The 24,089-nt window shown below is 37.5% G+C and carries 32 protein-coding genes and 1 pseudogene; 22 read left to right on the forward strand and 11 right to left on the reverse strand.

Translation table 11 applies throughout. The features are described 5' to 3' along the window. Positions 1-57 precede the first annotated feature (57 nt). Positions 58-351 carry a spore coat protein gene (locus C6347_RS15665; RefSeq protein WP_034661411.1) on the forward strand — a complete coding sequence of 98 codons (294 nt, stop codon included), beginning with the start codon at positions 58-60 and terminating at the stop codon, positions 349-351. Between the two features lie 53 nt (positions 352-404). Here C6347_RS15665 and C6347_RS15670 read toward each other — a convergent pair whose 3' ends face one another. The 5 genes from C6347_RS15670 to C6347_RS15690 all read right to left on the reverse strand — a co-directional run bounded on the left by C6347_RS15670 (position 405) and on the right by C6347_RS15690 (position 4,300). Beyond that, entirely contained in the window at positions 405-1,073 is a 669-nt protein-coding gene (locus C6347_RS15670; RefSeq protein ID WP_106071797.1) for an ATP-binding cassette domain-containing protein, read from the reverse strand. Continuing rightward, positions 1,066-1,611: a hypothetical protein gene (locus tag C6347_RS15675; protein WP_066030632.1), complete on the reverse strand. Its 546-nt coding sequence runs from the start codon at positions 1,609-1,611 to the stop codon at positions 1,066-1,068. The genes C6347_RS15670 and C6347_RS15675 overlap by 8 nt, the downstream gene beginning before the upstream one ends. Positions 1,612-1,632: 21 nt before the next feature. Beyond that, a complete protein-coding gene (locus C6347_RS15680) occupies positions 1,633-2,172 on the reverse strand; it encodes a stage II sporulation protein M (RefSeq protein WP_223249893.1) in 540 nt (179 codons plus the stop codon). Next, positions 2,135-3,676 carry a hypothetical protein gene (locus tag C6347_RS15685; RefSeq protein WP_258182076.1) on the reverse strand — a complete coding sequence of 514 codons (1,542 nt, stop codon included), beginning with the start codon at positions 3,674-3,676 and terminating at the stop codon, positions 2,135-2,137. The genes C6347_RS15680 and C6347_RS15685 overlap by 38 nt, the downstream gene beginning before the upstream one ends. A gap of 297 nt (positions 3,677-3,973) precedes the next feature. Then, entirely contained in the window at positions 3,974-4,300 is a 327-nt protein-coding gene (locus C6347_RS15690) for an uberolysin/carnocyclin family circular bacteriocin (RefSeq protein WP_034661404.1), read from the reverse strand. A gap of 411 nt (positions 4,301-4,711) precedes the next feature. On the opposite strand from C6347_RS15690, the gene C6347_RS19500 reads away from it, so the two are divergent. The 4 genes from C6347_RS19500 to C6347_RS15710 all read left to right on the forward strand — a co-directional run bounded on the left by C6347_RS19500 (position 4,712) and on the right by C6347_RS15710 (position 7,486). After that, entirely contained in the window at positions 4,712-4,930 is a 219-nt protein-coding gene (locus C6347_RS19500; RefSeq protein WP_258182077.1) for a GNAT family N-acetyltransferase, read from the forward strand. Between the two features lie 137 nt (positions 4,931-5,067). Then, positions 5,068-5,622: a hypothetical protein gene (locus tag C6347_RS15700; RefSeq protein ID WP_034661402.1), complete on the forward strand. Its 555-nt coding sequence runs from the start codon at positions 5,068-5,070 to the stop codon at positions 5,620-5,622. Positions 5,623-5,780: 158 nt separating this feature from the next. Beyond that, positions 5,781-7,193 (forward strand): polysaccharide deacetylase family protein, encoded by a 1,413-nt coding sequence (locus C6347_RS15705; protein ID WP_106071798.1) that lies wholly within the window; start codon positions 5,781-5,783, stop codon positions 7,191-7,193. 101 nt (positions 7,194-7,294) lie between these two features. Continuing rightward, complete coding sequence (locus C6347_RS15710; protein WP_060596631.1) at positions 7,295-7,486, forward strand: hypothetical protein; 192 nt, start codon at positions 7,295-7,297, stop codon at positions 7,484-7,486. Positions 7,487-7,532: 46 nt separating this feature from the next. Here the strand turns inward: C6347_RS15710 and C6347_RS19505 are convergent, their stop codons facing one another. Further along, positions 7,533-7,664, reverse strand: coding sequence for a hypothetical protein (locus C6347_RS19505; RefSeq protein ID WP_003217310.1), 132 nt, complete (start codon positions 7,662-7,664; stop codon positions 7,533-7,535). A gap of 152 nt (positions 7,665-7,816) precedes the next feature. Here C6347_RS19505 and C6347_RS15715 point away from each other — a divergent pair, with 152 nt between their 5' ends. Continuing rightward, entirely contained in the window at positions 7,817-8,242 is a 426-nt protein-coding gene (locus tag C6347_RS15715; RefSeq protein WP_106036891.1) for an NUDIX hydrolase, read from the forward strand. A 701-nt stretch (positions 8,243-8,943) separates the two neighbouring features. On the opposite strand, the gene fabF is transcribed toward C6347_RS15715, so the two are convergent. Then, entirely contained in the window at positions 8,944-10,176 is a 1,233-nt protein-coding gene (fabF, locus tag C6347_RS15720) for a beta-ketoacyl-ACP synthase II (RefSeq protein WP_003217365.1), read from the reverse strand. Positions 10,177-10,280: 104 nt separating this feature from the next. Here fabF and C6347_RS15725 point away from each other — a divergent pair, with 104 nt between their 5' ends. The 7 genes from C6347_RS15725 (at position 10,281) to C6347_RS15755 (ending at position 17,647) form a co-directional block, all read left to right on the forward strand. Beyond that, entirely contained in the window at positions 10,281-11,117 is an 837-nt protein-coding gene (locus C6347_RS15725; RefSeq protein ID WP_034661397.1) for a helix-turn-helix transcriptional regulator, read from the forward strand. Positions 11,118-11,590: 473 nt separating this feature from the next. Next, positions 11,591-12,166 carry a TetR/AcrR family transcriptional regulator gene (locus C6347_RS15730; RefSeq protein WP_060596632.1) on the forward strand — a complete coding sequence of 192 codons (576 nt, stop codon included), beginning with the start codon at positions 11,591-11,593 and terminating at the stop codon, positions 12,164-12,166. Between the two features lie 109 nt (positions 12,167-12,275). Further along, positions 12,276-13,124, forward strand: coding sequence for an alpha/beta fold hydrolase (locus C6347_RS15735; protein ID WP_106039706.1), 849 nt, complete (start codon positions 12,276-12,278; stop codon positions 13,122-13,124). A 14-nt stretch (positions 13,125-13,138) separates the two neighbouring features. Next, complete coding sequence (locus tag C6347_RS15740; RefSeq protein ID WP_060596634.1) at positions 13,139-14,197, forward strand: alkene reductase; 1,059 nt, start codon at positions 13,139-13,141, stop codon at positions 14,195-14,197. A gap of 338 nt (positions 14,198-14,535) precedes the next feature. Continuing rightward, a complete protein-coding gene (locus C6347_RS15745; protein WP_106071799.1) occupies positions 14,536-15,321 on the forward strand; it encodes an SDR family NAD(P)-dependent oxidoreductase in 786 nt (261 codons plus the stop codon). A gap of 186 nt (positions 15,322-15,507) precedes the next feature. Next, positions 15,508-16,260, forward strand: a complete 753-nt coding sequence (locus C6347_RS15750; RefSeq protein ID WP_060596636.1) for an SDR family NAD(P)-dependent oxidoreductase — start codon at positions 15,508-15,510, stop codon at positions 16,258-16,260. 373 nt (positions 16,261-16,633) lie between these two features. Next, positions 16,634-17,647 carry an NADP-dependent oxidoreductase gene (locus C6347_RS15755; protein ID WP_106061271.1) on the forward strand — a complete coding sequence of 338 codons (1,014 nt, stop codon included), beginning with the start codon at positions 16,634-16,636 and terminating at the stop codon, positions 17,645-17,647. A gap of 450 nt (positions 17,648-18,097) precedes the next feature. Here the strand turns inward: C6347_RS15755 and C6347_RS15760 are convergent. The 4 genes and pseudogenes from C6347_RS15760 to C6347_RS15775 all read right to left on the reverse strand — a co-directional run. Then, positions 18,098-18,496 (reverse strand): annotated as a pseudogene (locus C6347_RS15760) (sigma-70 family RNA polymerase sigma factor); the annotation flags it as partial. Between the two features lie 21 nt (positions 18,497-18,517). After that, complete coding sequence (locus C6347_RS15765; RefSeq protein WP_073979761.1) at positions 18,518-19,177, reverse strand: hypothetical protein; 660 nt, start codon at positions 19,175-19,177, stop codon at positions 18,518-18,520. A gap of 99 nt (positions 19,178-19,276) precedes the next feature. Next, positions 19,277-19,747, reverse strand: coding sequence for an ImmA/IrrE family metallo-endopeptidase (locus C6347_RS15770; protein ID WP_181185472.1), 471 nt, complete (start codon positions 19,745-19,747; stop codon positions 19,277-19,279). A gap of 96 nt (positions 19,748-19,843) precedes the next feature. Continuing rightward, the gene (locus tag C6347_RS15775) at positions 19,844-20,191 is read right to left on the reverse strand and encodes a helix-turn-helix domain-containing protein (RefSeq protein ID WP_047947373.1); all 348 of its coding nucleotides are present in this window, start codon (positions 20,189-20,191) and stop codon (positions 19,844-19,846) included. 173 nt (positions 20,192-20,364) lie between these two features. On the opposite strand from C6347_RS15775, the gene C6347_RS15780 reads away from it, so the two are divergent. The 9 genes from C6347_RS15780 (at position 20,365) to C6347_RS15810 (ending at position 23,942) form a co-directional block, all read left to right on the forward strand. After that, entirely contained in the window at positions 20,365-20,583 is a 219-nt protein-coding gene (locus tag C6347_RS15780) for a helix-turn-helix transcriptional regulator (RefSeq protein ID WP_041506867.1), read from the forward strand. A gap of 13 nt (positions 20,584-20,596) precedes the next feature. Beyond that, positions 20,597-20,746, forward strand: coding sequence for a hypothetical protein (locus C6347_RS19290; RefSeq protein WP_181185473.1), 150 nt, complete (start codon positions 20,597-20,599; stop codon positions 20,744-20,746). A gap of 63 nt (positions 20,747-20,809) precedes the next feature. Next, positions 20,810-21,076, forward strand: coding sequence for a helix-turn-helix domain-containing protein (locus C6347_RS15785; protein ID WP_223253298.1), 267 nt, complete (start codon positions 20,810-20,812; stop codon positions 21,074-21,076). 2 nt (positions 21,077-21,078) lie between these two features. Next, a complete protein-coding gene (locus tag C6347_RS15790) occupies positions 21,079-21,348 on the forward strand; it encodes a hypothetical protein (RefSeq protein WP_106071800.1) in 270 nt (89 codons plus the stop codon). Then, positions 21,349-21,519, forward strand: coding sequence for a hypothetical protein (locus C6347_RS19295; RefSeq protein ID WP_181185474.1), 171 nt, complete (start codon positions 21,349-21,351; stop codon positions 21,517-21,519). It begins immediately after the preceding gene. A gap of 189 nt (positions 21,520-21,708) precedes the next feature. Beyond that, entirely contained in the window at positions 21,709-21,900 is a 192-nt protein-coding gene (locus tag C6347_RS15795) for a hypothetical protein (protein WP_025092874.1), read from the forward strand. A 32-nt stretch (positions 21,901-21,932) separates the two neighbouring features. Next, on the forward strand, positions 21,933-22,154 hold the full coding sequence (locus tag C6347_RS15800; RefSeq protein WP_106025170.1) for a YqaI family protein: 222 nt from the start codon (positions 21,933-21,935) through the stop codon (positions 22,152-22,154). Positions 22,155-22,261: 107 nt separating this feature from the next. Next, positions 22,262-23,182: a hypothetical protein gene (locus tag C6347_RS15805; RefSeq protein WP_106071801.1), complete on the forward strand. Its 921-nt coding sequence runs from the start codon at positions 22,262-22,264 to the stop codon at positions 23,180-23,182. Then, complete coding sequence (locus tag C6347_RS15810) at positions 23,142-23,942, forward strand: PD-(D/E)XK nuclease-like domain-containing protein (RefSeq protein ID WP_106071802.1); 801 nt, start codon at positions 23,142-23,144, stop codon at positions 23,940-23,942. Before C6347_RS15805 ends, C6347_RS15810 begins: the two co-directional genes overlap by 41 nt. Positions 23,943-24,089: the final 147 nt, after the last annotated feature.

The following is a 24,089-nucleotide window of genomic DNA, read 5'->3' on the forward strand; positions in this document are numbered from 1 at the left end:
ATGCGCTTCTTACATACGATAGAGTGTAAGTGAAAGACAACTTGAAGGGGTGTTGAGATGAGCCGAAATCGATTAGATGACTTTTTCTTTGGTCCTCGCAGAGGAAACCAAGGAGGAGATGAAACGGTTGTTTTCCCCACACGTCAAATTGTCAACACGACAACGAATGAACAAACCATCAGAAAAATTCATCCAACGCATATCACAAACGTCAATAAAAACATCAAAAGAATTGAAAACTACTACCCTGTCACTCAATCTACTCATAACGAGTACATTGTGGAAGAATACGATTGCGGCAGGGATATCAAAAAACCTTGCTGCCGTCCAGTGAAACGCTGTAAGTGGTAATGTGATCGAGAAAAAGAAGAGAGGCATCCTTTTATGGGATGCCTTTTGTATGTCTAACGTTCCACTTCGTTTAATTGTCCTTGATCCAGCTGGAAGAAACGATTTCCTAATTCTGAATAAAGGTAGCGCTGATGGCTGGTAAATAAAACACATCGATGTGAGAATTCTTTTTTTAATAAAGAAATCGATTGTATCTGTGAGGCCTCATCAAGAGAGGTAAAAGGCTCATCAAGAATGATCAGCTCTGGAGATCTTGCCACCATACAATTAAAGAAAAGTTTATATCTCATGCCCAATGAATACTGTTTGACTGGCATCTTTAGGGCATGCGTTAAATCAAATGCATCACAAAGCGTTAGAAAGGTCTCTTTGTATAACTCTTTTTCTGACTTGTTCATTTTCCATAAAGACTGAACAAGCTCCATGTGCTCAAGACCAGTGAGCGTATCATAGACTAAAGGCTTATCAGGGATGTACGCCACCAGACTTTTATATTGAGTGGTCCTGGGGTGAAGCTGTTTGTTGAGTAAAATCGTTTCTGATACAGATGGAAGCAGACCAGCGATGATCTTTAAAAGAGTCGATTTACCGCTGCCGTTCTTTCCAATGATACAAGCTCGATCACTTCCTTTCAGATCAAACGAAACTTGATCGAGAAGGAGAGAGCTTTCTTCTGTTGTTTCATAGCGAAAAGATAGCTGAGACACTTGAAGACTAGCCATTGATGAATCCTCCAATAACAAACACAGTGGTCACCAGCATATACAAGATCACTGTCGCAAGGGCAGCCTTTTTCGACCCTTCTGCATAGTAAATGATGCCATCATAAAGGATGCGCAAAAGATATAAGTTGATGAAGAAGGAAATTGCTTGGATCAAGATAAAATAGTGGTCTAATTGTAACACCATCACACAATAGATCGCTGCACTATTCACTAATAAAAGAAATGCATTATAAACCAAAATGACAAGATACATTTTGCGTAAAATAAAAGCTTTATGAAAAAAATACATATAAATTGAAGTGAGAACAGTACTGAGAAAATTCAAAATGAAATAAAGCGGGATCGTCAGCAAAAAAATAAAAACAATGCTGGCTACTTGTTTTCCAGCAGGTAACGGTTCATCTACTAACAAATCAATAATAAAAAATGTTAAAAAGACAGTCGAAACAAATAATGATAGTAAGACAAGGCCTACAATGGTTTTAATCGATTGATTCTGATTGAAAAATTCCTTAGGTCGTAGAAGTAGCTCCATGGAACCACATTCCCCTTTCTTCTATGGTAGATGTACATGGCTAACGTATTCCTCTAAAAGAGATGCTGCGAATAAGAGAACAATTGCTGCAAAAATCAATTGAAGCACAGTCACAGTCAACTTTTTTAAATCAATTGTTTCTCCTTTTATAAATCGATAAAGATAAATAAAAGGAAAAGAGCTGACAATTGAAAACAGGATGAAACCAAGAATCTCTACGAAAGCATGAGGCAGTAATCCTGTGAATATCTGCTGCACTTCTTGATTGACAATCAAATACTGAACTAGTTTGCCAATAATGTATCCGTTGTAAAAAAGAATGCCAGCAGCCATGATGCCGCCTGTAAAAGCTCCGATCCCTAATATCGCCATCCCAACTTGCAAATTGTTTAAGAAAATAGATAGAAAAAACATCTCTTCATCCTTTTTTAAATAAGGAATCTGATCATAAGGAAGAAGGCTACCAATCAGCACTGCTGCAATAAAGATAGCAGCATAAATGTAGCCGAGGCGTAAAATCAGTCTATTCTCCGATAGAAAATATCTTATTTTTTTCAACATACTCAATCCCTTTATAGATGGTCTTGCGGCATAACACCCAGCAGATCAATGAAACGATCACAAAATATAAAGCAAACAGAAAGTTTATGAGACCTGAGGATTGCTGCAAAATAGGTAGAAAAGAGGTCAAGATCATGTAGTACATAAAAGGTAATACAAGAAAGTTTCTTGCAAAAGCCTGCCCTTTATCGATAACTTCTATTTCCTCATTGGTTGTCCCTATTTCATGCTCATGAATAAAATTGAATTTCGTTGTAAATGGAAACAAGTAAAGCTGAATCAAAGGGAAAATGAAAAAACCAATCCCTAATGCCACAAATTGAATGAGCATCTGAATATCAAAAAGCTGATATACACCCATGATTGATAGATTAATGAATAGCAGAAAGAGAGCTGGTATGGAAAATAAACAATAAAATAACTGGATTTTTGATAAGAAAAACTGAATAAGAGATGTTTGAGAAAGCTCAAAAAGCCAAATATTCTTTTTTTCAGCACTTAAAGAAAAAATAGAAGGGGTCAGCATTCTCATCTCATACGTTTGATTTGCTAAAATCATCACATTTAATGTAAAAAGCAGCTGAATCTGCAAAGCCGGATGATTAATAATGGAGATCAAACTAGTCATAACCCCGATATAAAAGAAGGCTTCATATGACATAAACATATAATTAAAAAACTCTTTAGACAGCAGCCATCTTTTTTCTTTTAACACCTTGAGGTCTTTTTGGATCAACATATTCTTTTGAAACAGCGAGCCTTGAATTTTATTAAGTACTTGAAAGTACCAATAAAATAAATCTCGAAAATGTGTTGAGTTTTGATCATGATCTTTCCCAGTTGGAATCCAGCGTACAGGACTCTTCATGACGAGTATAGCTGCTAATATCACCACGAAAAATGTGACAGGTGAAGTGAAAAGCGCTTGAAATTGTAGAAATACAGAATCCTTTGAGAATAAAGCATGATGGATATGCTGAAGATCATTTTGATATAAAGCCACCAAATTGTTGGAAAGTGTAATCCAAAACGAATCCTCTGCAAGCGATGAAATCGACTGAAAAAGTTGTTGGAAGGTGTGATAAAAAGGGAAAATAATGTTCAATATCAGGACTCTTCCAAATAAGAAAAAAAGTAAAGAGATGCTTGCGAAAAAAAGAACACGAATGATCCCGATTTTTTTCACGACAATATTATAGATGTAAGCACCAAATATCTTATTGCTGACGATAAATAGGAAGAAACCTGTCAACATGACATTGAGATGCTTTAACCAGAATATCCAATCATGTGTTGGAGCAATAGAATATTGAAACAGAAAATAGATTAAATAAGTACTCAAACTGGTCAACATCAACCAGATCAGTTCTGAAAACAAAAGCGTTTGGAAAAGGTGTCTTGAGGAAACAGGTGCAAGCTGTATCAATTCTTCAAAAGGAAGAATATGAGTTCTTCTATAAGATTCAATCCCTTTGACGATAGAGAAAAGAAACAAAAATATCACAAAAGCACTTTCCCATTCTATTTGATAGATCGGAGAGTAAAGAAATGAAGAAATAACGATTACAATCATACATCCGAATAAAGTATCAAGGATACAAGAAAATAATATGTACTGTTTAGAAGAAAACGATGTGAAAAATGGAACCTTACGTATTATAAACTGAGCTAGATTTGAATATTGTTGTTGAATTCTAATTGATAGAAGTAGTGATAATAATGGATATAACATCTTCTCACCTGCATCAAAATTTAAATAGAAGGAGAACAAAGTCTCCTTCTATTGAGTCATAAAAATGAATTACCAAGCAATAACGGCTTTACGGCCTTTTTTCTTAATTTGGGCTTTAAGGTACTGACGAATGGTCTCTTTACCAGCCGCTGCAATAAGTGAAAGACCACCTGATCCTACAGCAGTTAAAATGGAGACGATTGTTGTAACAGCTCCGCCCGCTTCAACAACGTTCAAAACAACAGCTGCAACACTGCCTGGAATACCAAATTCTTTTGCTAGATCAGCAACTGGCAGCATCTGTAGCGAGAAGGAAAAAAGAGCTAGCATAAGGAAACCTACTGCTAAAGCACCAAAAAGAACATGTAGTTTGATTTCGTTTCTTGTTTCTGTCATATCAAATTCCTCCCTTTTTTGTATTTTTATTACTATTCTATCTTATGATATCTTTTCATTCATAGCAATCCTTTTTTTTCTTTTTTTTCATGAATTAGTTATAGATTAATATAAAAAAGGTGAAAAGATAAGTGAGAAAAGAATCGTTTTTGCTAGGATAAAACGAGTAAACATGATCGGAAATACCTTGTTTTCACAGATGGATAAGCAAGTCTAATTGCATATAGGAAAAGAGATTGGTGCTAAGAGATCAATATCCTTTGATCAAAACCTCCTTTCAAGATAAAATTGGAAGTATCAATCATTCTGTTGGAGGTGGTTGTCTGAATATTCAATTGTTAACGCAGGTGATCTGAAGAATATACAGCATTAAGACTAGAAGCACTGCGATTACATCCAGAGGGCTTTGCAATGAGCTATGAAGAAGAACAAATAGATACAAAAGACAAATATGCGGCTCGTTTTGCTTCGGCACAATCTATGTGGATCTTTGGCACCTTTTATCAAGGGCAGCTTGTGGGGACGGTCACGCTCATCCAAGAAACCTTACAGAAATTAAAGCACCGAGCGAATGTAGCAGCGATGTATGTAACGGCTGGTGCCCGCGGAAAGGGAGTAGGCAAGGCTTGATGACGGAAGCTCTTTCCTTCGCACGAGAACGACAGGACATCGAGCAAATGTATTGATCAGTGCACTAAAATGGACGGATACATATGCAGATGAAGAAAAAATGGGTTTATTTTTATCATCGTTTGGAGGAGATACAAGTGGAACAACAGACCATGCGCATTACATTAGCAACAGGACCAAATAGTGAGCTAGAATCTTTTGCCCTGCGTGCAGCATTTGAGAACTTTGGTGCAAAAGTCGATATGCATTGGATAGGCAGACCCAATGATCTGATTGATGTGTTATCTGGGAGAAATAGAAGGGAGACGGACTACTTTCTTTTATCTTTTCATGGGGAAGAAGGAGCGTTTCTCATGCCGGAGTTAGGGGAAGATGTATACGAAGATGGGGAGCCTAGAGGTGTAACTTTTGGAGCGGATGAAATCAAGCGGTATGCTTCATTAAAAGGGGTTCACGTCATATCAACCGGCTGCACACTAGGTGAGAAAAAACTTGCAGAAGCCTTTTTAGAAGCAGGTGCTTTGTCCTATACAGCGCCTGATGATTACATTGATGGAGATGCGGCATTTATCTTTGTCCTGACAATGCTGTATGAGCTCATGAACAATACGAAGACGGTTAGAGCGGCTTTTGATCGAGCGAGTTCTATTGATGAAGAAACGAAATTATTTCAACTATATATGCAAAAATAATCAAAGGGCTGAGAGATCAAGCCCTTTTTTTCAACCTCTCTTAATTGTGACGAAAATGTGACAAATGTGTTTTTTGAAAACTAAATCGAGTTCACGCAAAGTCTATCCTACAAACACACGTCATCAAGACATGACGCCATCACGAGAGGGGAATCATTGTGTCAATGAAATGGAAAATTAGTCTCGTCCTATGCGGACTTGCAATCATCATCGGAATCGCTGCGTTTTATCATAATCAGCAGGCAAGCGGGACAGAGAAGAAGAAGGTAGAACCAGATTCGAGCTATAAAGAAGTTGAAATTGTCACTCTCGTGAATGACGGGAGATACTTGAGATATGCTGTGAACTATCCAGTGTTTCATCAAAAAAAGCTAGATCAAGAGATGAAAAGATTTGCAGAAACAGCGCTCGACAAATTCAAAACATCATTTAGTGAAGCAAGCGATGTCGATGAAGATCATCGATACGAATTAAACATAGATTACGAGATTACTCATTATGCCAAACAAACTGCTGCGATCAAATTCAATACATATGAATTGAAAGGCGGAGTAAAAGGCGCACATGAAACGAAGATATTCAATTTTGATTTCAAGAAACAGCATTTTTTATCAATAGATGATTTATTTTTATCAAAGAAAGAAAGTCTGCAAAAACTGTCTCAAATGACATTTGAGGAATTAAAGAAAGATCGCACTCTTGCTGAAAACGAGCATTTGCTCAAGCAAGGAACATCTCCTGCGGCAGAGCATTATCAGTATTTTGCCATCAAGGATCGTTTTATAGAATTCTACTTTCCAGCAGGGCAAATCGCACCAGACAAAAAAGGCCCTCAAGTGCTGGCGATTAAAAAAACAGTGCTTAAAGGAATGTTAAAGCCTGAATACATTCATAAAGAAAAGAACAAAAATGAGAAAAAAGAACCGATCTCAAAAAGAAAGCTTGTAAAACTGCCAAAACAGGCAACATTCAACCCAAATCAAAAAGCCATTGCTCTGACATTTGACGATGGACCAAATCCATCCACGACCTCAAAAATCTTAAAAGCCTTAAAAGAAAACAAAGGACATGCGACATTTTTTGTATTAGGCAGCAGGGTTCAATATTACCCCGATATGCTGGGTGAGATCAGAAAGGGTGGGAATGAAATCGGAAATCATTCCTATAGCCATCCTTTACTCACAAGACTGCCGTTAAAACAAGCTATCAAACAAGTAGAAGATACGCAGCAAATTATTGAAAAAGCAGGCGGATTCACACCGACTCACTTTAGACCGCCATATGGTGGAACAAATGGGCAGATCAACGAAGCTGTCAACATGAAAGTCACGCTTTGGGACGTAGATCCCGAAGACTGGAAATATCGCAACAGCCAATACGTCGCCAACTACATTCTCACACATGCGTCTAGCGGAGAAACGGTCTTAATGCACGACATCTATGACACCTCGGCAAACGCAGCTGTCACGATTATCAAGGAATTGACCAAACAAGGATATCAATTATTAACAGTTTCAGAGCTTGAGCAGTGGAAGGAAGCGCGCGCGAAGAAAGGTGAATTGAATACGTAATGATCATGCGAATCTTAGTGGATTCGCATCTTTTTTTAAAAGCCAATCATGAAAATAAAGGGAAAATATGTTAAAGTGAATGTAGAAAGGGAGGGCTTCGGATGGTATTGATGAGGTTGATCAGTCTATATATGCTGACAGCGTTTTGTTTGGGTTTTATCGTCAACTATGTACCTGGTTTGATGCTGCCCATCTATATTCTTGCGATGATCGGGCTCATTTTATGTCTCGGTCATATTGCGCTGCATTATATTCGTCGAATCAGATATATGTTGCTTCATGAGAAACGATAAGAATAATTGCTTACTCTAAAAACCTCTCTCTAAAAGGGTGAGGTTTTTATTTTTTCGGTTTTTGATGTTCTAACAGTTGTATGATTTTCTCGTTTGACTCTTTCATTTGTCTTAATAAAGAAACGATATTCCCTGTAAATCCAATGAGGACAATAAGTAAAATGATGATGATCCACATGCTGTGGCCTCCAATCTGCTGACTAATTCCTATTTAGTTTCTGTATCCATTATCTTGTATCAAGGATACAGTATAATGAATGTATTGAAATGAACAGTTCGTTCTATTTATTCGACAATTGATGTAAACAGAGAATGGTTGGGGGGATTTCTTTGAAACGAGTAGACGTAGTATCAGCTATTATTTATGATGAGGAAGAAAATATGTTAATGGTCAAAAATGTAAAGGGATATTGGGAACTTCCAGGCGGTACTGTAGAAAAAGGTGAACACCTGCAGCAGGCCGTGGTCCGTGAGGTGAAAGAAGAGACAGGGTATGTTTGCAAAGTAAATGAACTTCATTCGGTTCGAGAAGTATTCTTTCACGATAAAATGCATCATGCACTCATCGTGACCTTCTTTGCGGAAATCATCGGCGGGCAGATGAACATTCTAGATCCGGATCATGATATTGAAGAAGTAAAATGGGTAAGCACTGAAGCTGCTCAAAAGCTAAACCCAAAGCTATTCAGCATGCTAAAATTAAAACAACAGACACATGCATTTTATAAATTTGAAGGAAATAGAACAATTGATTAAGTTGTTGGTGAATAGGTCCGAAGGAGAGATTTTATGTTTTTGTATTATGGCCCCACAGGAGCTCCAGTGGAAAATCCGGGAGAAGTATAATGAAAGATATTATCTTTCAAAAGCGCGAAGATTATTGGAAACAAAGGAATGGCGAATTTTCTATTGAGATTGAAGGAGGCTGTATACAACCGCTGATTGAATGGTAGGATTTCCCCCTGCCGCAAGAAAAGCTCTAAATACACATATGACTTTGCTTCTGCCATTGTTCCTTTTGAGTGTTGGCAAAAGCAGACCGACCCATAGCGGCATTAGCGATGTCACACAATATTCCACCGTGTAACGTACCCATCGGATTATGAAGTTCTTTTAGAAGCTTTCAACTCAATAACTATTCTACCTTCTACAGCTTCATACTTTAAAACCAGGGATTTGCCTAACTGGAGAGTCAGGTATTTCATCAGTCATCATTTTCTTTAAACCGTCTAAGTGGTGGTTCAATATATTCACCATTCATTCATTAGATTTCAAATCGTTAGTAGTATTAGTCGTTTAATATACTTTCTGTATCACTCAAAATTGTCCTCTCTTCATAGAGCTTTTTATTTGTACGCTCTCAGAGCCGGATAGATTTCAAGTCTAAAATTGAAACCAAGGGTGATCAACCCTTGGTAGATGCATTTATTTCACCTCTGAATTATAAAGGTGGATCTTCAATCATAATTCTTTAACACGATTGCTGAATTATGTCCGCCAAAGCCAAAAGAATTTGATAGTCCATATTTCATTGGAAGATTTCGCGTTTTTGAGACAACATCTAAGTCGCAATCTGGATCTAAATTCTCTACATTAATAGTTGGAGGAATAATTCCTTGTCTCAAACTTTCCACTAAAGCAATTGCTTCTACTCCACCAGCAGCACCAAGCATGTGACCAGTCATTGATTTGTTTGCAGTTGTTGGAATTTTGCGGGAATGTTCACCAAACAATTTCTTAATAGCTAGAATTTCTGAACGATCACCTATTTGTGTACTTGTTGCATGAGCACTAATAACATCAATTTCACCTGTTGATATATTTGCACTTCTCAATGCTTTTTTCATTGCTAAGTAGGCACCCTTACCTTCTGGGTGTGATGCTACCATATGATGAGCATCTGAACTAGCTCCGTATCCCACTACTTCACATAATATCGGCGCATCTCTAAGAATAGCGTTTTCTAATGATTCTAATACTAAAATACCTGCGCCTTCACTCATAACAAAGCCATCTCTATCTGTATCGAACGGACGGCTGGCTCGACTTGGATCTTGGTTTTTTGTAGATAGTGCATGGGCGTTTCCAAAACTAGCCAAAGATAACTGTGTGATTGCAGCTTCTGCTCCACCGGCAAATATAATATCTGCCTCATCATTTCGGATAGCATTGAAAGCTTCACCAATAGAGGTGTTCCCGATTGAGCAGGCCGTTACTGGTGATAATGACGGGCCTTGTGCCCCTAATCTAATACTTATTTGAGCCGCAGCTGCATTTGAAATCATCATTGGTACAAGGCTAGGGCTTACTCTTGCGGGACCTCGTTTATTTAATACATTCACATTATCAACAAGTGATTGTATACCTCCGATCCCTGAACCAACGTATACCCCTAAACGTTCAAGATCAACCTTATCTAACTGTAATTGTGATTTTTCTAATGCTTGTTCGGCTGCTGCTAAAGCAAACTGACTAAATCGATCTAATCGTTTGGCTTCTTTCCTCCCAAATATTCCATCTACATCGAAATCACGAACCATTCCAGCTATCTTTGTTTTATAATCAATAGTATCAAAAGAATCAATTAGAGATATTCCCGATTGACCTTTAACTAGTTGATTCCAAAAGCTATTTACATCATTTCCTAGAGGCGAAATAATTCCCATTCCAGTAATGACAACTCTTTTCATAATAATTCCCTCCCTATTTTTTATTAACTTTAACTTTTGTGTTATCCTATTACAAGTTGTTGTTTATCCTAGTATAATTAGCACTATTTAAAAAGGAGATTTTAATGAAACCTGAAACAAGACTTCAAGCTTTATCAGAATTTCTAAAGAATCAACGTTCGAAAATTACTCCTCAAATGGTTGGTTTACCAGTAGGAACCCGCAGAAGAACACCAGGACTAAGAAGAGAGGAAGTGGCTCAACTAGCCGGTGTAAGTCTTACATGGTATACATGGTTAGAACAAGGTAGAGATATAAAAGTGTCTACTTCGGTATTAGATGCTATTTCTCGAGCATTACAATTAAATAACGATGAAAGGAGATATTTGTATGCTCTAGCGTTAGAGGAAGGAGTGAAACAACCCTTTATAAATGAGAAGGAGAAAGAAATCAGTCCAGCTTTAGTGAAAATTTTGCAGGAACTTCGTTATTGTCCAACAATTATATCAGATAGAAGAAGTCAGATTGTTGGGTGGAATCAAGCAGCAGCTAATGTATTTTTGGATTTTGAACAAATCACCCCAGCAGAAAGGAATATCATACGCTTACTATTCGCAAGAAAGGAATTTAAAAGTTTAGCAGTGAATTGGGAGCATTTTGTTAGAGGATATATCGCAATATTTAGAACGTATTATGGACAGTATGTGGCTGATGACTGGTATGAGCAATTTATACAAGAAATGGAACAGGCATATCCTGAGTTTCATAAAATTTGGAATGAAAATGAGATAAGCTCTGCTCCTGAAGTATTAATTGAGTTTCGTCATGCTAAGGTAGGTAAAATGTTGTTTAATCTTACTTCTTTACAAGTGCATGGAGATACTGATTTAAGATGCAGCGTCTATACTCCAGTTGAGAATACTGAAACTGAGCTTAAGTTAAAACGTTTAATTGAAAGCTAACCATATAAAACATATGATGAATTCCAAATTCTTTACCGATCGTTCTTGAATTTGCTATGCTTGAAACACGTTAGATCTAACTGTTTTGCTACTCAAACGAGAGTGATCATTCTTTATTATTTTAGAATGAGGGAGGGGTGAATGCATCAATGATTCTTAGTCCTTTCTCAGAATTAAGAGGTAATACGTTGTAAGGTGGGATTATGTCTAGAAATAAATTTGATAAAAAAGAGCATTAAGAAAACAATGGGGCTTTTCTGGGAACAGGGTTATGAAAAAAACATTCATGCAAGACTTGGTGACATATGGGTGTTCATCGCAGAAGTATAATTCTTTACTTATCGTTCTAAAAAGGGTATTATGTAATCATGGTTTGTAATTCATGTGTTTATTTTAGAATGTTCATTCTATAATGGATGATGACTTTTGTTTTTGTTAGTATTGGTTCATGGATTTTTTTAAGGAGAATTAAAATGGCTAGAAGTAAAGAGTTTGACGAAAAAGAAGTATTAAGAAAAGCAATGGAGTTATTTTGGGAACAAGGCTATGAAAAAACATCCATGCAAGATTTGGTGGATCATATGGGGATACACCGTAGGAGTATATATGACACATTTGGCGACAAGCGTTCATTGTTTTTAGCTTCCCTTCATCATTATGAAGAGCTCATCGTTAATGAGATGGAAAGCATAATCAGCAGCACTTCATCCATTAAACAGGCGATACGTGATGTTTTTATTTTCGTACTGAATTCCATTAAACAATACCCAAAAGGATGTCTATCAGTAAATGCAGCCATTGAATTATCTTTGTTGGACAAAGAAATTGGGCGCATCGTTACAAAAATGTTTAATCGTACTGAAGATATGTTTAATCACCTTATAAAACAGGGTCAAACTAATGGAGAGCTATCAAAAGAAATCGATTCTGATAACATATCTCGTTTCTTACACAACAATTTGGTAGGTATAAGAGTACTAATAAAAACTGATTACAGTAAAAAAGAATTAGAAGGCATCATTTCTCTAGCACTTTCAGTGTTGGACTAGCTTTCTTTTTTTACCCTTTTTAGAATGTTCATTCTAAAATAAGCATGAAACACACCATCATAATGCATAGTTATAAATCGTTTTTTAATTTCTAAGGAGGAACACAAAAATGAGAAATTTTAAAATACCAACAGAATCAGAATTTATTGAAGTAGAAGGAACTCGTTACGCATATAGGAGATTTGGTACAAAAGATGGTATACCAGTAGTATTTCTTGTTCACTTTAGAGGAACGATGGAAAACTGGGATCCAGACATGCTTGAACCTATTGCAAATAAACGCCCAGTAATCTTATTTGACAATAAAGGGGTTGGTGAGACCGATGGACTAACACCTACTACAATTACTGATATGGCAAAAGATACAGCAACATTTATAAGAGCTCTTGGATTAGAACAAGTTGACATTCTTGGTTTTTCCATTGGTGGCATGGTTGCACAAGAGTTAGCTTTACAAGAAGGAGATTTAGTAAGAAAAATTATTATGGCAGGTACTTCACCTGAATCTGGTATTAATCCAAATCCAGAAATTCTTGAAAGAATGAATCGTCACGGCGGAACGGAAGAAGATGGAATAAATGATTTTATGTTCTTTTTCTACGAACAAACCGAAACAAGTAAATCAGCAGGAATAGCTTCACTACAAAGAATTTTTAATCAGAAAAAAGTAAATAGTTCGGAACAAGTAAAAGAGGCACAATTACAAGCTATTGCAAAATGGGCTAAACAAAAATCTAATCATGATTATGAATGGTTACAAAACATCAAACACCCTGTACTTGTCACTAATGGTGTTAATGATGTGATGGTACCGACTAAAAACAGCTATATCTTAACAGAGAAATTACCCAAAGCACAGTTGATTATATATCCTGATTCTGGTCACGGGCATCTGTTTCAATTTCCAGAACTATTTGCAGAACACGTAAATTTATTTCTTGATTCTAATTCTTATTAAAAAGGAGTATTCATATGAGCAGATTATTTGAAAAAGTTCGTATCGGAAACATTGACTTAAAAAACCGCATAGGCATGGCTCCGATGACTAGAAATAGAGCTTTACCAGATGGTACGCCGAGCGAATTAGTAGCAGAGTACTATGGTCAGCGTGCTTCAGTCGGTTTAATTATAAGTGAAGGAACCCAACCTTCGGATGATGGGCAAGGTTATACTAATACACCTGGTATTTATACAGAAAATCATATTAGAGGATGGGAAAAAGTCACTTCTAAAGTTCATAGTGAAGGCGGTCATATTTTTATTCAACTTATGCATGTGGGACGAGTATCACATCCTGATAACACACCTCACCACCGCCAAGCAGTTGCACCGTCAGCTATTGCACCTGGTATAGAAATTTTCACGGCAGAAGGAATGAAAGAAATTCCAACACCAAGAGAACTGAGTGAGCTTGAGATAAAAGATGTTATCAATGAGTTTCGTTTAGCAGCACGTTCAGCAATTGAAGCTGGTGCAGACGGAGTTGAAATTCACGGAGCGAATGGTTATCTGATCCAACAATTCCTTAGTGAAAACTCCAATCATCGTCAAGGTGCATACGGTCGTACGATTGAGGGGCGTTCTCGATTCGCAATTGAAGTAGCTAAAGCAGTTGTTGATGAAATAGGAGCAGAAAGAACAGGCATTCGTTTTTCTCCTCAAGGAACACTGCAAGGCATTGATGAGGGGGAGAATAGCCTTGAGATGTATCGCTATTTAATAAGTGAATTAAATAAGCTTAACCTTGCTTATCTGCATTTAATGCACTTTGGAAACGAGCAATTCCTAAAAGATGTTCGTCAACTTTGGGACCAAGCACTTCTTGTTAACCGTCCAGGTCGTCCTCTAGATCAACTTTCGTCTGATGTAGATAATAATCTTGCAGATGTTGTCACAGTAGGCACTTGGGTACTAGCTAATCCAGACTTTGTAGAACGGATTCATTCAGGTGCTCCTCTAAACGAACCTGATAAAAACACGCTCTATGCAGGAGGAAAAGAAGGCTATACAGATTATCCTTTCTTAAAATAATTTAATTAATTATGAATATCCCATCTAGGGATATTCATATCTTTTTTTCTTAGATTCTTTATAAATAGATACATGTGCGTTAATTAAAAATGTGAAGGATTGTCATGAAAGTTTTAACGATTGAAAACTACGGTGAAAAACCAAATTTTTTTAGACTTCCCTAAGCCCAAAATAAATAATGGCGAGGTCTTAGTTGAGGTATATGCGGCAAGTATAAATCCTTTTATACAAAAATTACAATTACCGATAACCTACATCCATAGTAACAACTCGCAGTAAGAAACGCAGTAAAACGTTTTAAAGGTTTAATTAAACTAAAAATGGAGGTGTGCTGTAAAATGAAAAAAACTGTTCTTATCACCGGGGTATCGGGTGGAATTGGCAAAGAGTTGGCGGATCGTTTCGCCAAGGGAGGATATAATTTGGTGCTGGTGGCGCGTAGCGAGGGTAAGCTTTTGGAGCTCGCAAAGGAATATCGGAAAAGATATGGCAGTCAAGCGACGGTCATCGCAAAGGATGTGGCTTCACCCGGTGTGCCGAAAGAGATTTTTGCGGAGCTCAAGGAGAAGGGGATCGTCGTCGACTATCTTGTCAATAATGCCGGCTTCGGTTTGTACGGGACGTTCTTGGAGACGCAGTTAGAACAAGAGACGAATATGATTGACGTCAATATCAAGGCTCTGACTGTTATGACGAAACTGTTCTTGCCGGATATGGTCAAACGGGGCCAAGGAGGCGTGATGAATGTGGCTTCGTTGGTGGCTTTCTTCCCGGGACCTATGATGTCGGTTTACTACGCAACGAAGGCGTACGTGCTGTCGTTCACTGAGGCTTTGGAGAACGAACTGAGCGGTACAGGGGTGACTGTGACGGCACTATGTCCGGGACTGACGTCAACCGGCTTTGTTGAACGTTCGGGTATTGGGGAATCGAAGTTGTTCCAGAGTGGTGCTATCATGGAGGCCGGGCAGGTGGCTGAGGAAGGGTACCGAGGCTTCTTACGCGGCAAGACGTTCATAATGCCAGGGGCTCGAAACCGGTTCATGGCATTCCTTCCACGACTGATGCCGCGCAAAATGGTGACCCGTATGGTCAGTTCCACACAGCAAAGAACAGGGCATTGACCTAATTGAGGGTGACCAGGGGGGAGTGGCAGTTGATTATGATCTGCCATCTAGCCAAGATCTCGTATTGGAATAAATCGTTTACTAAAAAAGTTACAGAGATTTTTATAAAGACGGAAACCTTCTTATTTGATCTACTGAAACATGGTCAAGAACTATGAGAAATATTTTTAAGGAGAGAATAATATGAAGTACACAGTTATTACAGGAGCAAGCTCAGGTATCGGATATGAGACAGCATTAGCATTTGCTGCTCGTGGCAAAAACTTAATTATTGCAGCTAGAAGATTAGATAAATTAGAAGAACTTAAATCAACCATTCAGAATCTAAATCCTGGTTTAGATGTTATTATTCGGACAAGTGACCTATCTGTCAAAGATCAGGCATATACACTGTATAACAGTTTAAAGGAGTATCAAATTGAGACTTGGATTAATAATGCTGGTCTTGGTGAAACCTCTTCTGTCATAGATCAGAATTTAGATAAAGTAGAAACCATGTTACGCGTGAACATAGAATCCTTGACAATCCTTTCTACACTATTTGTAAGAGAATATGCTGATGTAGAGGGGACTCAATTAATTAACGTATCCTCAGCACTTGGATATGTAATTGCTGTTGGCAGTGTTGCTTATTCTGCTTCTAAATATTATGTTAGTGCCTTCACCGAAGGGCTTGCAAAAGAACTTGAACTGAAAGGTGCGAAAATGAAGGCAAAAGTTTTAGCACCAGCAATGACGGAAACAGAATTCGCAAAACATGCAAATGATATAAAAGAGTTTGATTACAAAGCAAATCTCCCTATATACCACACAGCTAAGCAAATGGCAGGTTTTATGATGGAGGTTTATGACAAAGATGAAGTGGTGGGGGTTGTAGATGAAAACTATGAATTTAAGTTGAGAAAGCCGATCTTTCCAATACTAGAAAGCCTTTAAATCTAATTTTTATATATATGGTAACATAATCGTTTAGCGATGGCACCAATGACACGTAGCAGAGCGCAAGAGATAAGTATAACTTATGGCAAATATCAAGGTTCCACAAACAGTTTGGAACTGGGAAGTGACTCTCTATTTTTGTAACAAAAAAAAGGGAATGAAAAGTAGTTTTTAAATTGAACCTGCAAAATGGACAGTAATGCTTAAAAATGGCATACAACTGAAAAATGCTTGACGCATGAATTGCGCTACACTGGCTGACGTGTACTGCATTCGAACGCTATGGGCTGATGAACTCTAACATCTGTTCTACTGATTGAGTGTGGGAACACCAGCTGTAATAATCTCAAGGAAGGATGCTAATGAAAAAATGAAAACACTCATGAAAGCAGCTCAGATCACCAAGTATTCAAAAAATATCCATGCCAAAGTCAATGACCTTCCAATTCCAGAAATCGATGAAAACGAAGTCTTGGTAAAGGTCAAAGCTGCGGCAGTCAATCCACTCGAAATGTTAATTATTACAGGCAGCGTGAAACTGATTCAAGATTATGAATTCCCATTAACGCTTGGTAATGAATTGACAGGAGTTATCGAAAAAATCGGAAAAAATGTGACAGAATTTCACGTAGGAGATGCCATCTATACACGTCTTCCCCTTAAAAAAATTGGTGCTTTTGCGGAATATGCCGCAATTGATGCTGCCGCAATTGCACCCATGCCAAAAAATTTGTCTTACGTGGAAGCCGCTGCTGTACCACTGGCTGGACTCACAGCGTATCAAGGTCTACATGAAGAACTTGAGGCACAGTCAGGTAAATCTGTCTTCATTCCAGGTGGATCAGGCAGCTTTGGTCAAATGGCTGTACCAATAGCAAAGGATATGGGCCTAAATGTCATTGTTAGTGGCAACTCAGAAGCGCGCGAACGCACTTTGGAAATGGGTGCAGACCAATATTTGGATTATGCAATAGAAAACTATGTTGACTTGTTGTCGAATGTGGATTACGTGATTGATACACTGGGACCTAAAGAATTTGACAGTGAATTGAGTATCATCAAACCGGGCGGAAGATTGCTCTCTCTCCGTACAGGACCAAATAGACGTTTCGGGAAATACCTAAATTCCCCATTGTGGAAACGAATGTTATTTTCCCTTGCAGGCGCAAATTATGACCGCAAAGCTAAGAAACAAAACGTGGAATATCATTTTATTTTCGTTCGTTCTGACGGCGCACAACTTAAAGAGATTACCAAAATCATTGAAGAAAACAACATTGTTCCAGCAATTCATCCAATACTATTTACTATAGACAACGTAAATGAAGCGCTAGAACTAGTCGCAAATGGACGACCAAAAGGGAAAGTGATTATTAATTTTTAAGGGGAATATGAAGAAAGCAGTCAAAAAGTTGAGATCATTTATGTAAAGGATTTTGAAAGGATAGAAAAACTTCTGCAAGCCGGAGTTCTGTATCAGTAATTATAAAACATGGAGAACTAGCTATCCAATTTTTCCTATAAAAAAGTGGGATTTAAGACAGGTGGTTACTTTAACAGACATGCCACGACATGGTAATTACTATATGTTTATAAAAAACACTATATATAGACTAGAGATTAAAATTCTTAATCAATAAGATGAAAAAGTAAGGAACGATCCTTGTTTTAACTTACCATTTTTAACCATAATTCACATAAACGTATAGAAACGATGGCAAATGAATATAAGGAGTGTAATGGAAATAAGCTCCATAACCAATGATATGGTTTTATTATGTTGAGTGCTTAGTGGAATGAAAAGAAGCCGGAATTTAGACCGGCTTCTTTGATATTATTTCCCCTTCTCTCGCTTCCGTTTCTCCTTCTCCGCCCGGTAAAACTCATGAAACATCTTCATCAGCGCCCGCTTCTCAATACGGGATACATAGCTTCGCGAAATCCCGAGCTCCTTTGCTATTTCCCGCTGCGTTTTTTCTTTCTTTAAATCAAGACCGAACCGGCCGACGATGACTTCTTTTTCTCGGCCGTCGAGAATGTCGATATACTCCTTTACTTTTTCAAGCTCCATGTTGAGCTGAATGGTATCGATCACATCTTCACTTTCTGATTTTAAGACATCAATTAAAGAAATTTCGTTGCCTTCTTTATCTTGACCGATGGGGTCATGTAAGGAGACATCCTTTTTAGTTTTTTTGAGTGCGCGTAAATGCATCAGAATTTCATTATTAATGTCAAAAGGGGGGTGCAGAATTTAAAAATCGAATTTAACTTTTGCCCCATCATGCAATAATTCAGGTTCGTCATTTAGATATACATCACTTAAGTGAAGTGTGATTGAACTCAAATCCGAAACATCATCTACCAGTAAAGGAACTACAACCATACCTTCATTTTCGACTTTACCATAAAAAGAACCAACACCTTTATCCGTATACAAATTAGCCGTATTGACTTGGATTTGTTTTTTTGTATTAGTGGTAATAACATCAACACCAGAAAACAAAACATCTTTATCAGAAGTGTTTTCAGTCGTATAAGTAATTTGTATTCTATGATATTTATCTTTTTCATATTGATTATCAGAAAGAAGCTCTTTATCGTCTTCACCTAAATTACTGTATTCAAAAACTTTAACATCTTGTATTTTCATCTTAATAGGACTTAAATCTATTTCTTTTTGTTTGTCGTTTATCTTTTTCAAAGTCAGTGTAGAACCATTTTTATCTTTCTTCCACTCCCCAATCTTTGATAAGCGTCCTGACGTTGGTTTATTCTCTTTTTGTGCTGATTCTTTTGAAGCCTCTTTACTGGTTTCTTCTTTTTTTGCCGGCTCAGTTGAGCTGTTAGTGTTACCACAAGCAGTTAGAACTGCCATAAAGCATAAGAATAAAATTAGTTTAGCTTTTTTCATTAGTCTGCACCCTTCTATATACACATTTTAGTAATACAGGAAACATTATAATATAAAGAATATTGAAATGTTGATTTTCGACAAAATTAGACAAAAAAATTATGACATATGGCATAGGTTTAAAGTCATGAATCGTTCTGTAGCGAATTCATATGTAACATTAAAAAGTGCTGCTATTTCATTTGTAAAACTATTATAAGGCTGAATTGCTTTTATTTTTCTAAGCATAAATGTTGGGATACAAAACTTATATGCAAAACGCTTCGCCTGCATTTCCTGCAGCTCTCTAAACAGTGGGGGCATGATTAATTGATTTCCTTCATGTCTAAGCGCATGACAAAGTTCATGACCAAAATCTTGCCACTGTTCTTGAGGGCTGAGGCGATTATCAATGATAATAGTTCCAGCATAGTACCGGCTGCTGATGTTTAAGAATTCGACTTTTAAATTGGAGCGGTAGGCAATGTCTAATAGATCAAGTTCTGATGGATTTTTAATGTTGATTTGATGATAGAATGCTTCGATCCAGTCATCTAAGTGTGTTGTGTTTTTTGGCAAAATACGTTCCAACTTAAGCAACTCCTTATAAAAATTTCAGAACTAATGTTCTGTTTTGGGTTAATAAAAAAAGCCTTTATGCAGGCTTCTATAAAAGTGTTTAATGTATTATTTTTTGTTTTTAATGAACTCCCAAAACTGAATTAATTCCTCAATCTTATCATCGGGTGCATCTTTAAGATCTTTAAAGAAAAGTTGTGTTTTTGGGTTTAAGAGCTCTTTCCACATCTCCTCATCTGATGCCTCAAATTCTCTCCCTGTTATTAAGAAATCTATACTCACATTGTAGAACTGAGCTATTTTTTCTAATGTATCATAATCAGGTTCATTATCTCCCGTTTCATATCTTGCATAAGTTGCTCTATTGATACCTAATCTTTCCGAAAGAGCTTGTTGAGAGAGCTTAGGTCTATGATTATTTCTTAGTTTTTTTAACCGCTCACTTAATCCAGTCATATTAAAACCCCTGACATAAAAATCTTAGTTTATATGTAATTTGTTGTTTAGTTCATTATAAGTGATAATAGGTCACAATTAAATTTTTGTGATAAAAAAACACAAAAAGGGTTGATTGTGATGATATAACACATTATAATTGTGATGAAAGATCACAATGTGGAGGTGATTTAGTGAAGTCCAATCAATGGTTAAAAGATTTCAGAGCGAATAAAAGTCTCAAACAGTATGAAGTGGCAAGGGAAGCAGGTATTGATAGGTCTTATTATACCAAGATTGAGAATGGTCAAACCCCAAGTGTTAGAGTTGCCAAGGTTTTAGGCAATATTCTAGATTTTGAATGGACAAAATTTTTTAATCATAATTGTGATGATACATCACAAAATGAATAGGAGATGTAGCCAATTGAAAATAACCGTCACAAAAGGCCCTCTATTTCATCAAGCAGAAGCCAGGGCTTACAAGTACCTAAGCGGCATCTTAATTAAACGAATGAAAGAGCATCAAGAAAAAGTTGAAAGAGAAAAGAAAGAATTAGTTGCTTCTTCATCATGATACCCATTTAAAAATTTTCTAGCTGTTCTAACTTGGAAAAAGTTCTTAACCAGAACAAAGGGGGTGAGGAAGTTGAGGTTGGGGGTAGTGCTCCGACAAGCAAGGAAAAGAGCTGGGATGTCCCAAGAGAAGCTGGCTGAATTGTTAAGTCGCTCAAGGAGCTGTATATCAAAATTTGAGAACGATCAAAAGGTGCTTGATGTTCCTACATATGTACGGTGGATGGAGGCGACAAATGCAAAAGAAGCCATGATCGCAACCTTATGTGGTGTCGATCCACTTGCGGTCACGCAGCAAATTACAGCCATTATGGCTTTGTTTGGAGGATGAAGATGAGAAAAGCGATTTTCAAGAGTATTGATCATGAAGGGATAACAGCTGAAATGATCTGTATTGAACAACTACAAAAAAGATTAATGAAAGCATTAGAGAATGCTGATACAAATACTGCATTAGCAGCTCACAAAGATATTGCTAAATCATTAAACCAAATTCAGCGTTACGAAAGTCAAGCTAAGGTTCATTTATTAAAACAGGCTGCGAGGATTACAAAAATCAAATATCCAAAATCACTAAAAAATAGATTGAGAGGATTGATCTAGATGAAGTATTTGCTCACAGCAAGTCGCTTAATGAAGGCGAAAGATATCGTGAAACAATGTCAGATGCGTCATACAGAGGAAGGGCTCATTTTATTAGCCGCTCTGGAATTACAGATCAGAAAGGAAATAGAAAACAGAAAAAAGCAGCAAGCTCCGACACTTACTGCTTAAATCATTTCAAACCATGAATAACAAAATGATCGATCTCATTATAGCGTTATTTAGAGATCACGACAAGGCTTATTCTTGTCGTCCGGCTTGCGGATGGGACAGTGCACACCTACCCCCTCAAATCATGCTCCATCCGCGGTCGGACGATGCGAATAAGCATCAAATAATGTGTTAGGGAGGAAAGAAGTCTTGAGAACTAAACCAGTTATAAAACCTTTCAGTGAGAGACAGTCTGATCAGTTCTATTTATCACAAGTGAATGGATCAATTGTGATGACTAACAAAGGTAAGCCAATGTTCCAATTTCCTGATAAACAAGCCTTTGAGAAATTTCAACAACTAAAGGCAGATGCGATCCGCTCAAAATTAGAGATTTCTTGATGCTCACAACAAACAGAAAAGGGGGGAAGAAGATGCATATTGAGCATCCGATCATCACAGAGATTAATAGATATGGCTATCCAAAAGATGTGGTGAGGCAAGAGGAACACTTTGGAATTGATTTTTATGGGTCAGAAATTTTGCTAGAAGATGACTATGTTGAGGATAAAAATTCGGGTGAATTGATCTTGCGAGAAAATCTAGAACGATATCTTGCAGAGGAGCTTGATTTTGAGTTTAAAACAGCAAAATAAAAGAGCTCACTCCCACAAGTGAACTCATCTAAATAACCAGACACAGAATATGGTGTCAACCACTATTATAAGCAGGTTGGCACCTAAATTCAATGGGGGTTTCTTATATGAATGGATTGTCAAATGTTGATTACTCAAACTATATGGCAGCTTCACAACAATCAGCAGGAACTTCAGTAACAACCGAAGCGATGGTTAGTCGGCAGGCACAGGAAGTACAAGCAGCTATGGTCATAGCAAAGAAGTTTCCAAGAGACGTTTATGCTGCCTTTGAACGAATCAAGAAAGCATGTGAGCGTAGGCTATTAGCTGAGAATGCTGTCTACGAATATCCACGAGGTGGCACAAAGGTATCAGGTCCTTCAATTCGACTCGCTGAAGCTCTGGCACAGAATTGGGGAAACATCGATTACGGAATCATGGAACTCGAACAAAAAGCAGGAGAATCTTCTGTTATGGCTTATGCATGGGATCTTGAAACCAATACTCGTCAGACCAAAATATTTACGGTGAAGCATGAACGAAAAGCAAAAGGATCAATTACAAAGCTCAACGATCCAAGAGATATTTATGAACTGGTTGCAAACCAAGGTGCACGTCGCGTTCGTGCGTGCATTCTCGGAGTGATACCAGGAGACATTGTTGATGCTGCAGTTGATATGTGTCAAAGAACGCTGATTAGTGGTCATAAAGAGCCTTTAGAAGACCGTTTAAGAAAAGCATTAACAACATTTAAAGCTGATTTTGGTGTTACGAAGGAAATGGTCGAGGAATATGTCGGTAGCAAATTAGATGCCTTTACTGAGCAAGATTATCTAAAAATAGGACGCATCTATACTTCACTTCGTGATGGAATGGCAAAGAAAGAGGATTATTTCAACGTCAAAACTTCAGGTGCTACTAATGCCACAAAATCCAAAATCGAAGAAGAGTTTCTAAAGCAACAGGAACAAAAAGAAAGTGCTGAAAAGGCTGGTGAGCCAGCAAATGATGATTCCGACAATCAACAAGGAGAATTATTACTCTAACGAGATAGACCGAGTTTATATGTCAAATTCTCAATATAAGAGTTTCTTAGAGTGTGAGGCGGCTACAATGGCAAAACTCAACGGTGAATGGCAGCCGCCGTCCTCTGAGGCTCTTCTATTTGGACAATATGTTCATGCTTGGCTTGAAGGAGAGCAGGCCTTTGATGAATTTAAGATGAACACACCTGCTCTATTTACACAAAAGGGCCAGCTTTATAAACAATATCAATTGGCTGATCTCATGATTGAAGCTATACAAAATGACGATTTGTGCATGTTTGTTCTTCAAGGAGATAAAGAAGTGATCATCACAGCTAAATTGTTCGGAGTGCCTTGGAAAGGAAAACTCGATGTGTACAACCCAGCAGGTGGGCGTTTTGCTGATCTTAAAACAACTCGCTCGCTTAGGGAAAGGATATGGGATCAAGAACTTGGCTATTGTTCATTTGTAGAAGCCTATGGATATATTGCTCAAATGGCTCTCTATGCGGAAATAGAAAGACAGGAAGCAGGACGTAGTGAATGGTTAGAGCCTTTGATTGTGGCCATATCAAAAGAAGATCCACCAGATAAAGCAGTTATCAATATTGATGAGTCAAGAATGGAAATTGAGTTAGAAGATATAGAAAAAAACATGGAGCGGATCGTTCAGGTTAAGCATGGCGGAGAAAGACCGAGAAGATGTGAAAAGTGTAAGTATTGTCGTTCTACAAATCGTCTTAACCGCATCATCCATTTTTCCGAACTGGTAAACAGCTAGTGATGGAGAAGCTAATCATTAAAGTTCCTATTCCATTTGTGTATTTGTCTTTATCTAAATCAAGTCGTAATCAAGCTGCGTTATTTAGAGCGTATGTAAAGAGTTATATCCAAAGAAATGAGCCAGGTCTTACTTTTATTAGGATCA

The organism is Bacillus sp. NMTD17 (assembly GCF_002998735.1).
Classification (GTDB): Bacteria; Bacillota; Bacilli; order Bacillales; family Bacillaceae; genus Bacillus.

Coding starts and splice junctions, on each gene's coding strand:
- C6347_RS15800 (WP_106025170.1), top strand. CDS start 21,933: ATGCATATTGAGCATCCGATCATCACAGAGATTAATAGATATGGCTAT.
- C6347_RS15710 (WP_060596631.1), top strand. CDS start 7,295: ATGGTATTGATGAGGTTGATCAGTCTATATATGCTGACAGCGTTTTGT.
- C6347_RS15690 (WP_034661404.1), bottom strand. CDS start 4,300: ATGACAGAAACAAGAAACGAAATCAAACTACATGTTCTTTTTGGTGCT.
- C6347_RS15765 (WP_073979761.1), bottom strand. CDS start 19,177: ATGAAAAAAGCTAAACTAATTTTATTCTTATGCTTTATGGCAGTTCTA.
- C6347_RS15665 (WP_034661411.1), top strand. CDS start 58: ATGAGCCGAAATCGATTAGATGACTTTTTCTTTGGTCCTCGCAGAGGA.
- C6347_RS15670 (WP_106071797.1), bottom strand. CDS start 1,073: ATGGCTAGTCTTCAAGTGTCTCAGCTATCTTTTCGCTATGAAACAACA.
- C6347_RS15675 (WP_066030632.1), bottom strand. CDS start 1,611: ATGGAGCTACTTCTACGACCTAAGGAATTTTTCAATCAGAATCAATCG.
- C6347_RS15730 (WP_060596632.1), top strand. CDS start 11,591: ATGGCTAGAAGTAAAGAGTTTGACGAAAAAGAAGTATTAAGAAAAGCA.
- C6347_RS15680 (WP_223249893.1), bottom strand. CDS start 2,172: ATGTTGAAAAAAATAAGATATTTTCTATCGGAGAATAGACTGATTTTA.
- C6347_RS19505 (WP_003217310.1), bottom strand. CDS start 7,664: ATGTGGATCATCATCATTTTACTTATTGTCCTCATTGGATTTACAGGG.
- C6347_RS15755 (WP_106061271.1), top strand. CDS start 16,634: ATGAAAACACTCATGAAAGCAGCTCAGATCACCAAGTATTCAAAAAAT.
- C6347_RS15805 (WP_106071801.1), top strand. CDS start 22,262: ATGAATGGATTGTCAAATGTTGATTACTCAAACTATATGGCAGCTTCA.
- C6347_RS15750 (WP_060596636.1), top strand. CDS start 15,508: ATGAAGTACACAGTTATTACAGGAGCAAGCTCAGGTATCGGATATGAG.
- fabF (WP_003217365.1), bottom strand. CDS start 10,176: ATGAAAAGAGTTGTCATTACTGGAATGGGAATTATTTCGCCTCTAGGA.
- C6347_RS15775 (WP_047947373.1), bottom strand. CDS start 20,191: ATGACTGGATTAAGTGAGCGGTTAAAAAAACTAAGAAATAATCATAGA.
- C6347_RS15745 (WP_106071799.1), top strand. CDS start 14,536: ATGAAAAAAACTGTTCTTATCACCGGGGTATCGGGTGGAATTGGCAAA.
- C6347_RS15725 (WP_034661397.1), top strand. CDS start 10,281: ATGAAACCTGAAACAAGACTTCAAGCTTTATCAGAATTTCTAAAGAAT.
- C6347_RS19500 (WP_258182077.1), top strand. CDS start 4,712: ATGAGCTATGAAGAAGAACAAATAGATACAAAAGACAAATATGCGGCT.
- C6347_RS15735 (WP_106039706.1), top strand. CDS start 12,276: ATGAGAAATTTTAAAATACCAACAGAATCAGAATTTATTGAAGTAGAA.
- C6347_RS15740 (WP_060596634.1), top strand. CDS start 13,139: ATGAGCAGATTATTTGAAAAAGTTCGTATCGGAAACATTGACTTAAAA.
- C6347_RS19295 (WP_181185474.1), top strand. CDS start 21,349: ATGAAGTATTTGCTCACAGCAAGTCGCTTAATGAAGGCGAAAGATATC.
- C6347_RS15790 (WP_106071800.1), top strand. CDS start 21,079: ATGAGAAAAGCGATTTTCAAGAGTATTGATCATGAAGGGATAACAGCT.
- C6347_RS15810 (WP_106071802.1), top strand. CDS start 23,142: ATGATGATTCCGACAATCAACAAGGAGAATTATTACTCTAACGAGATA.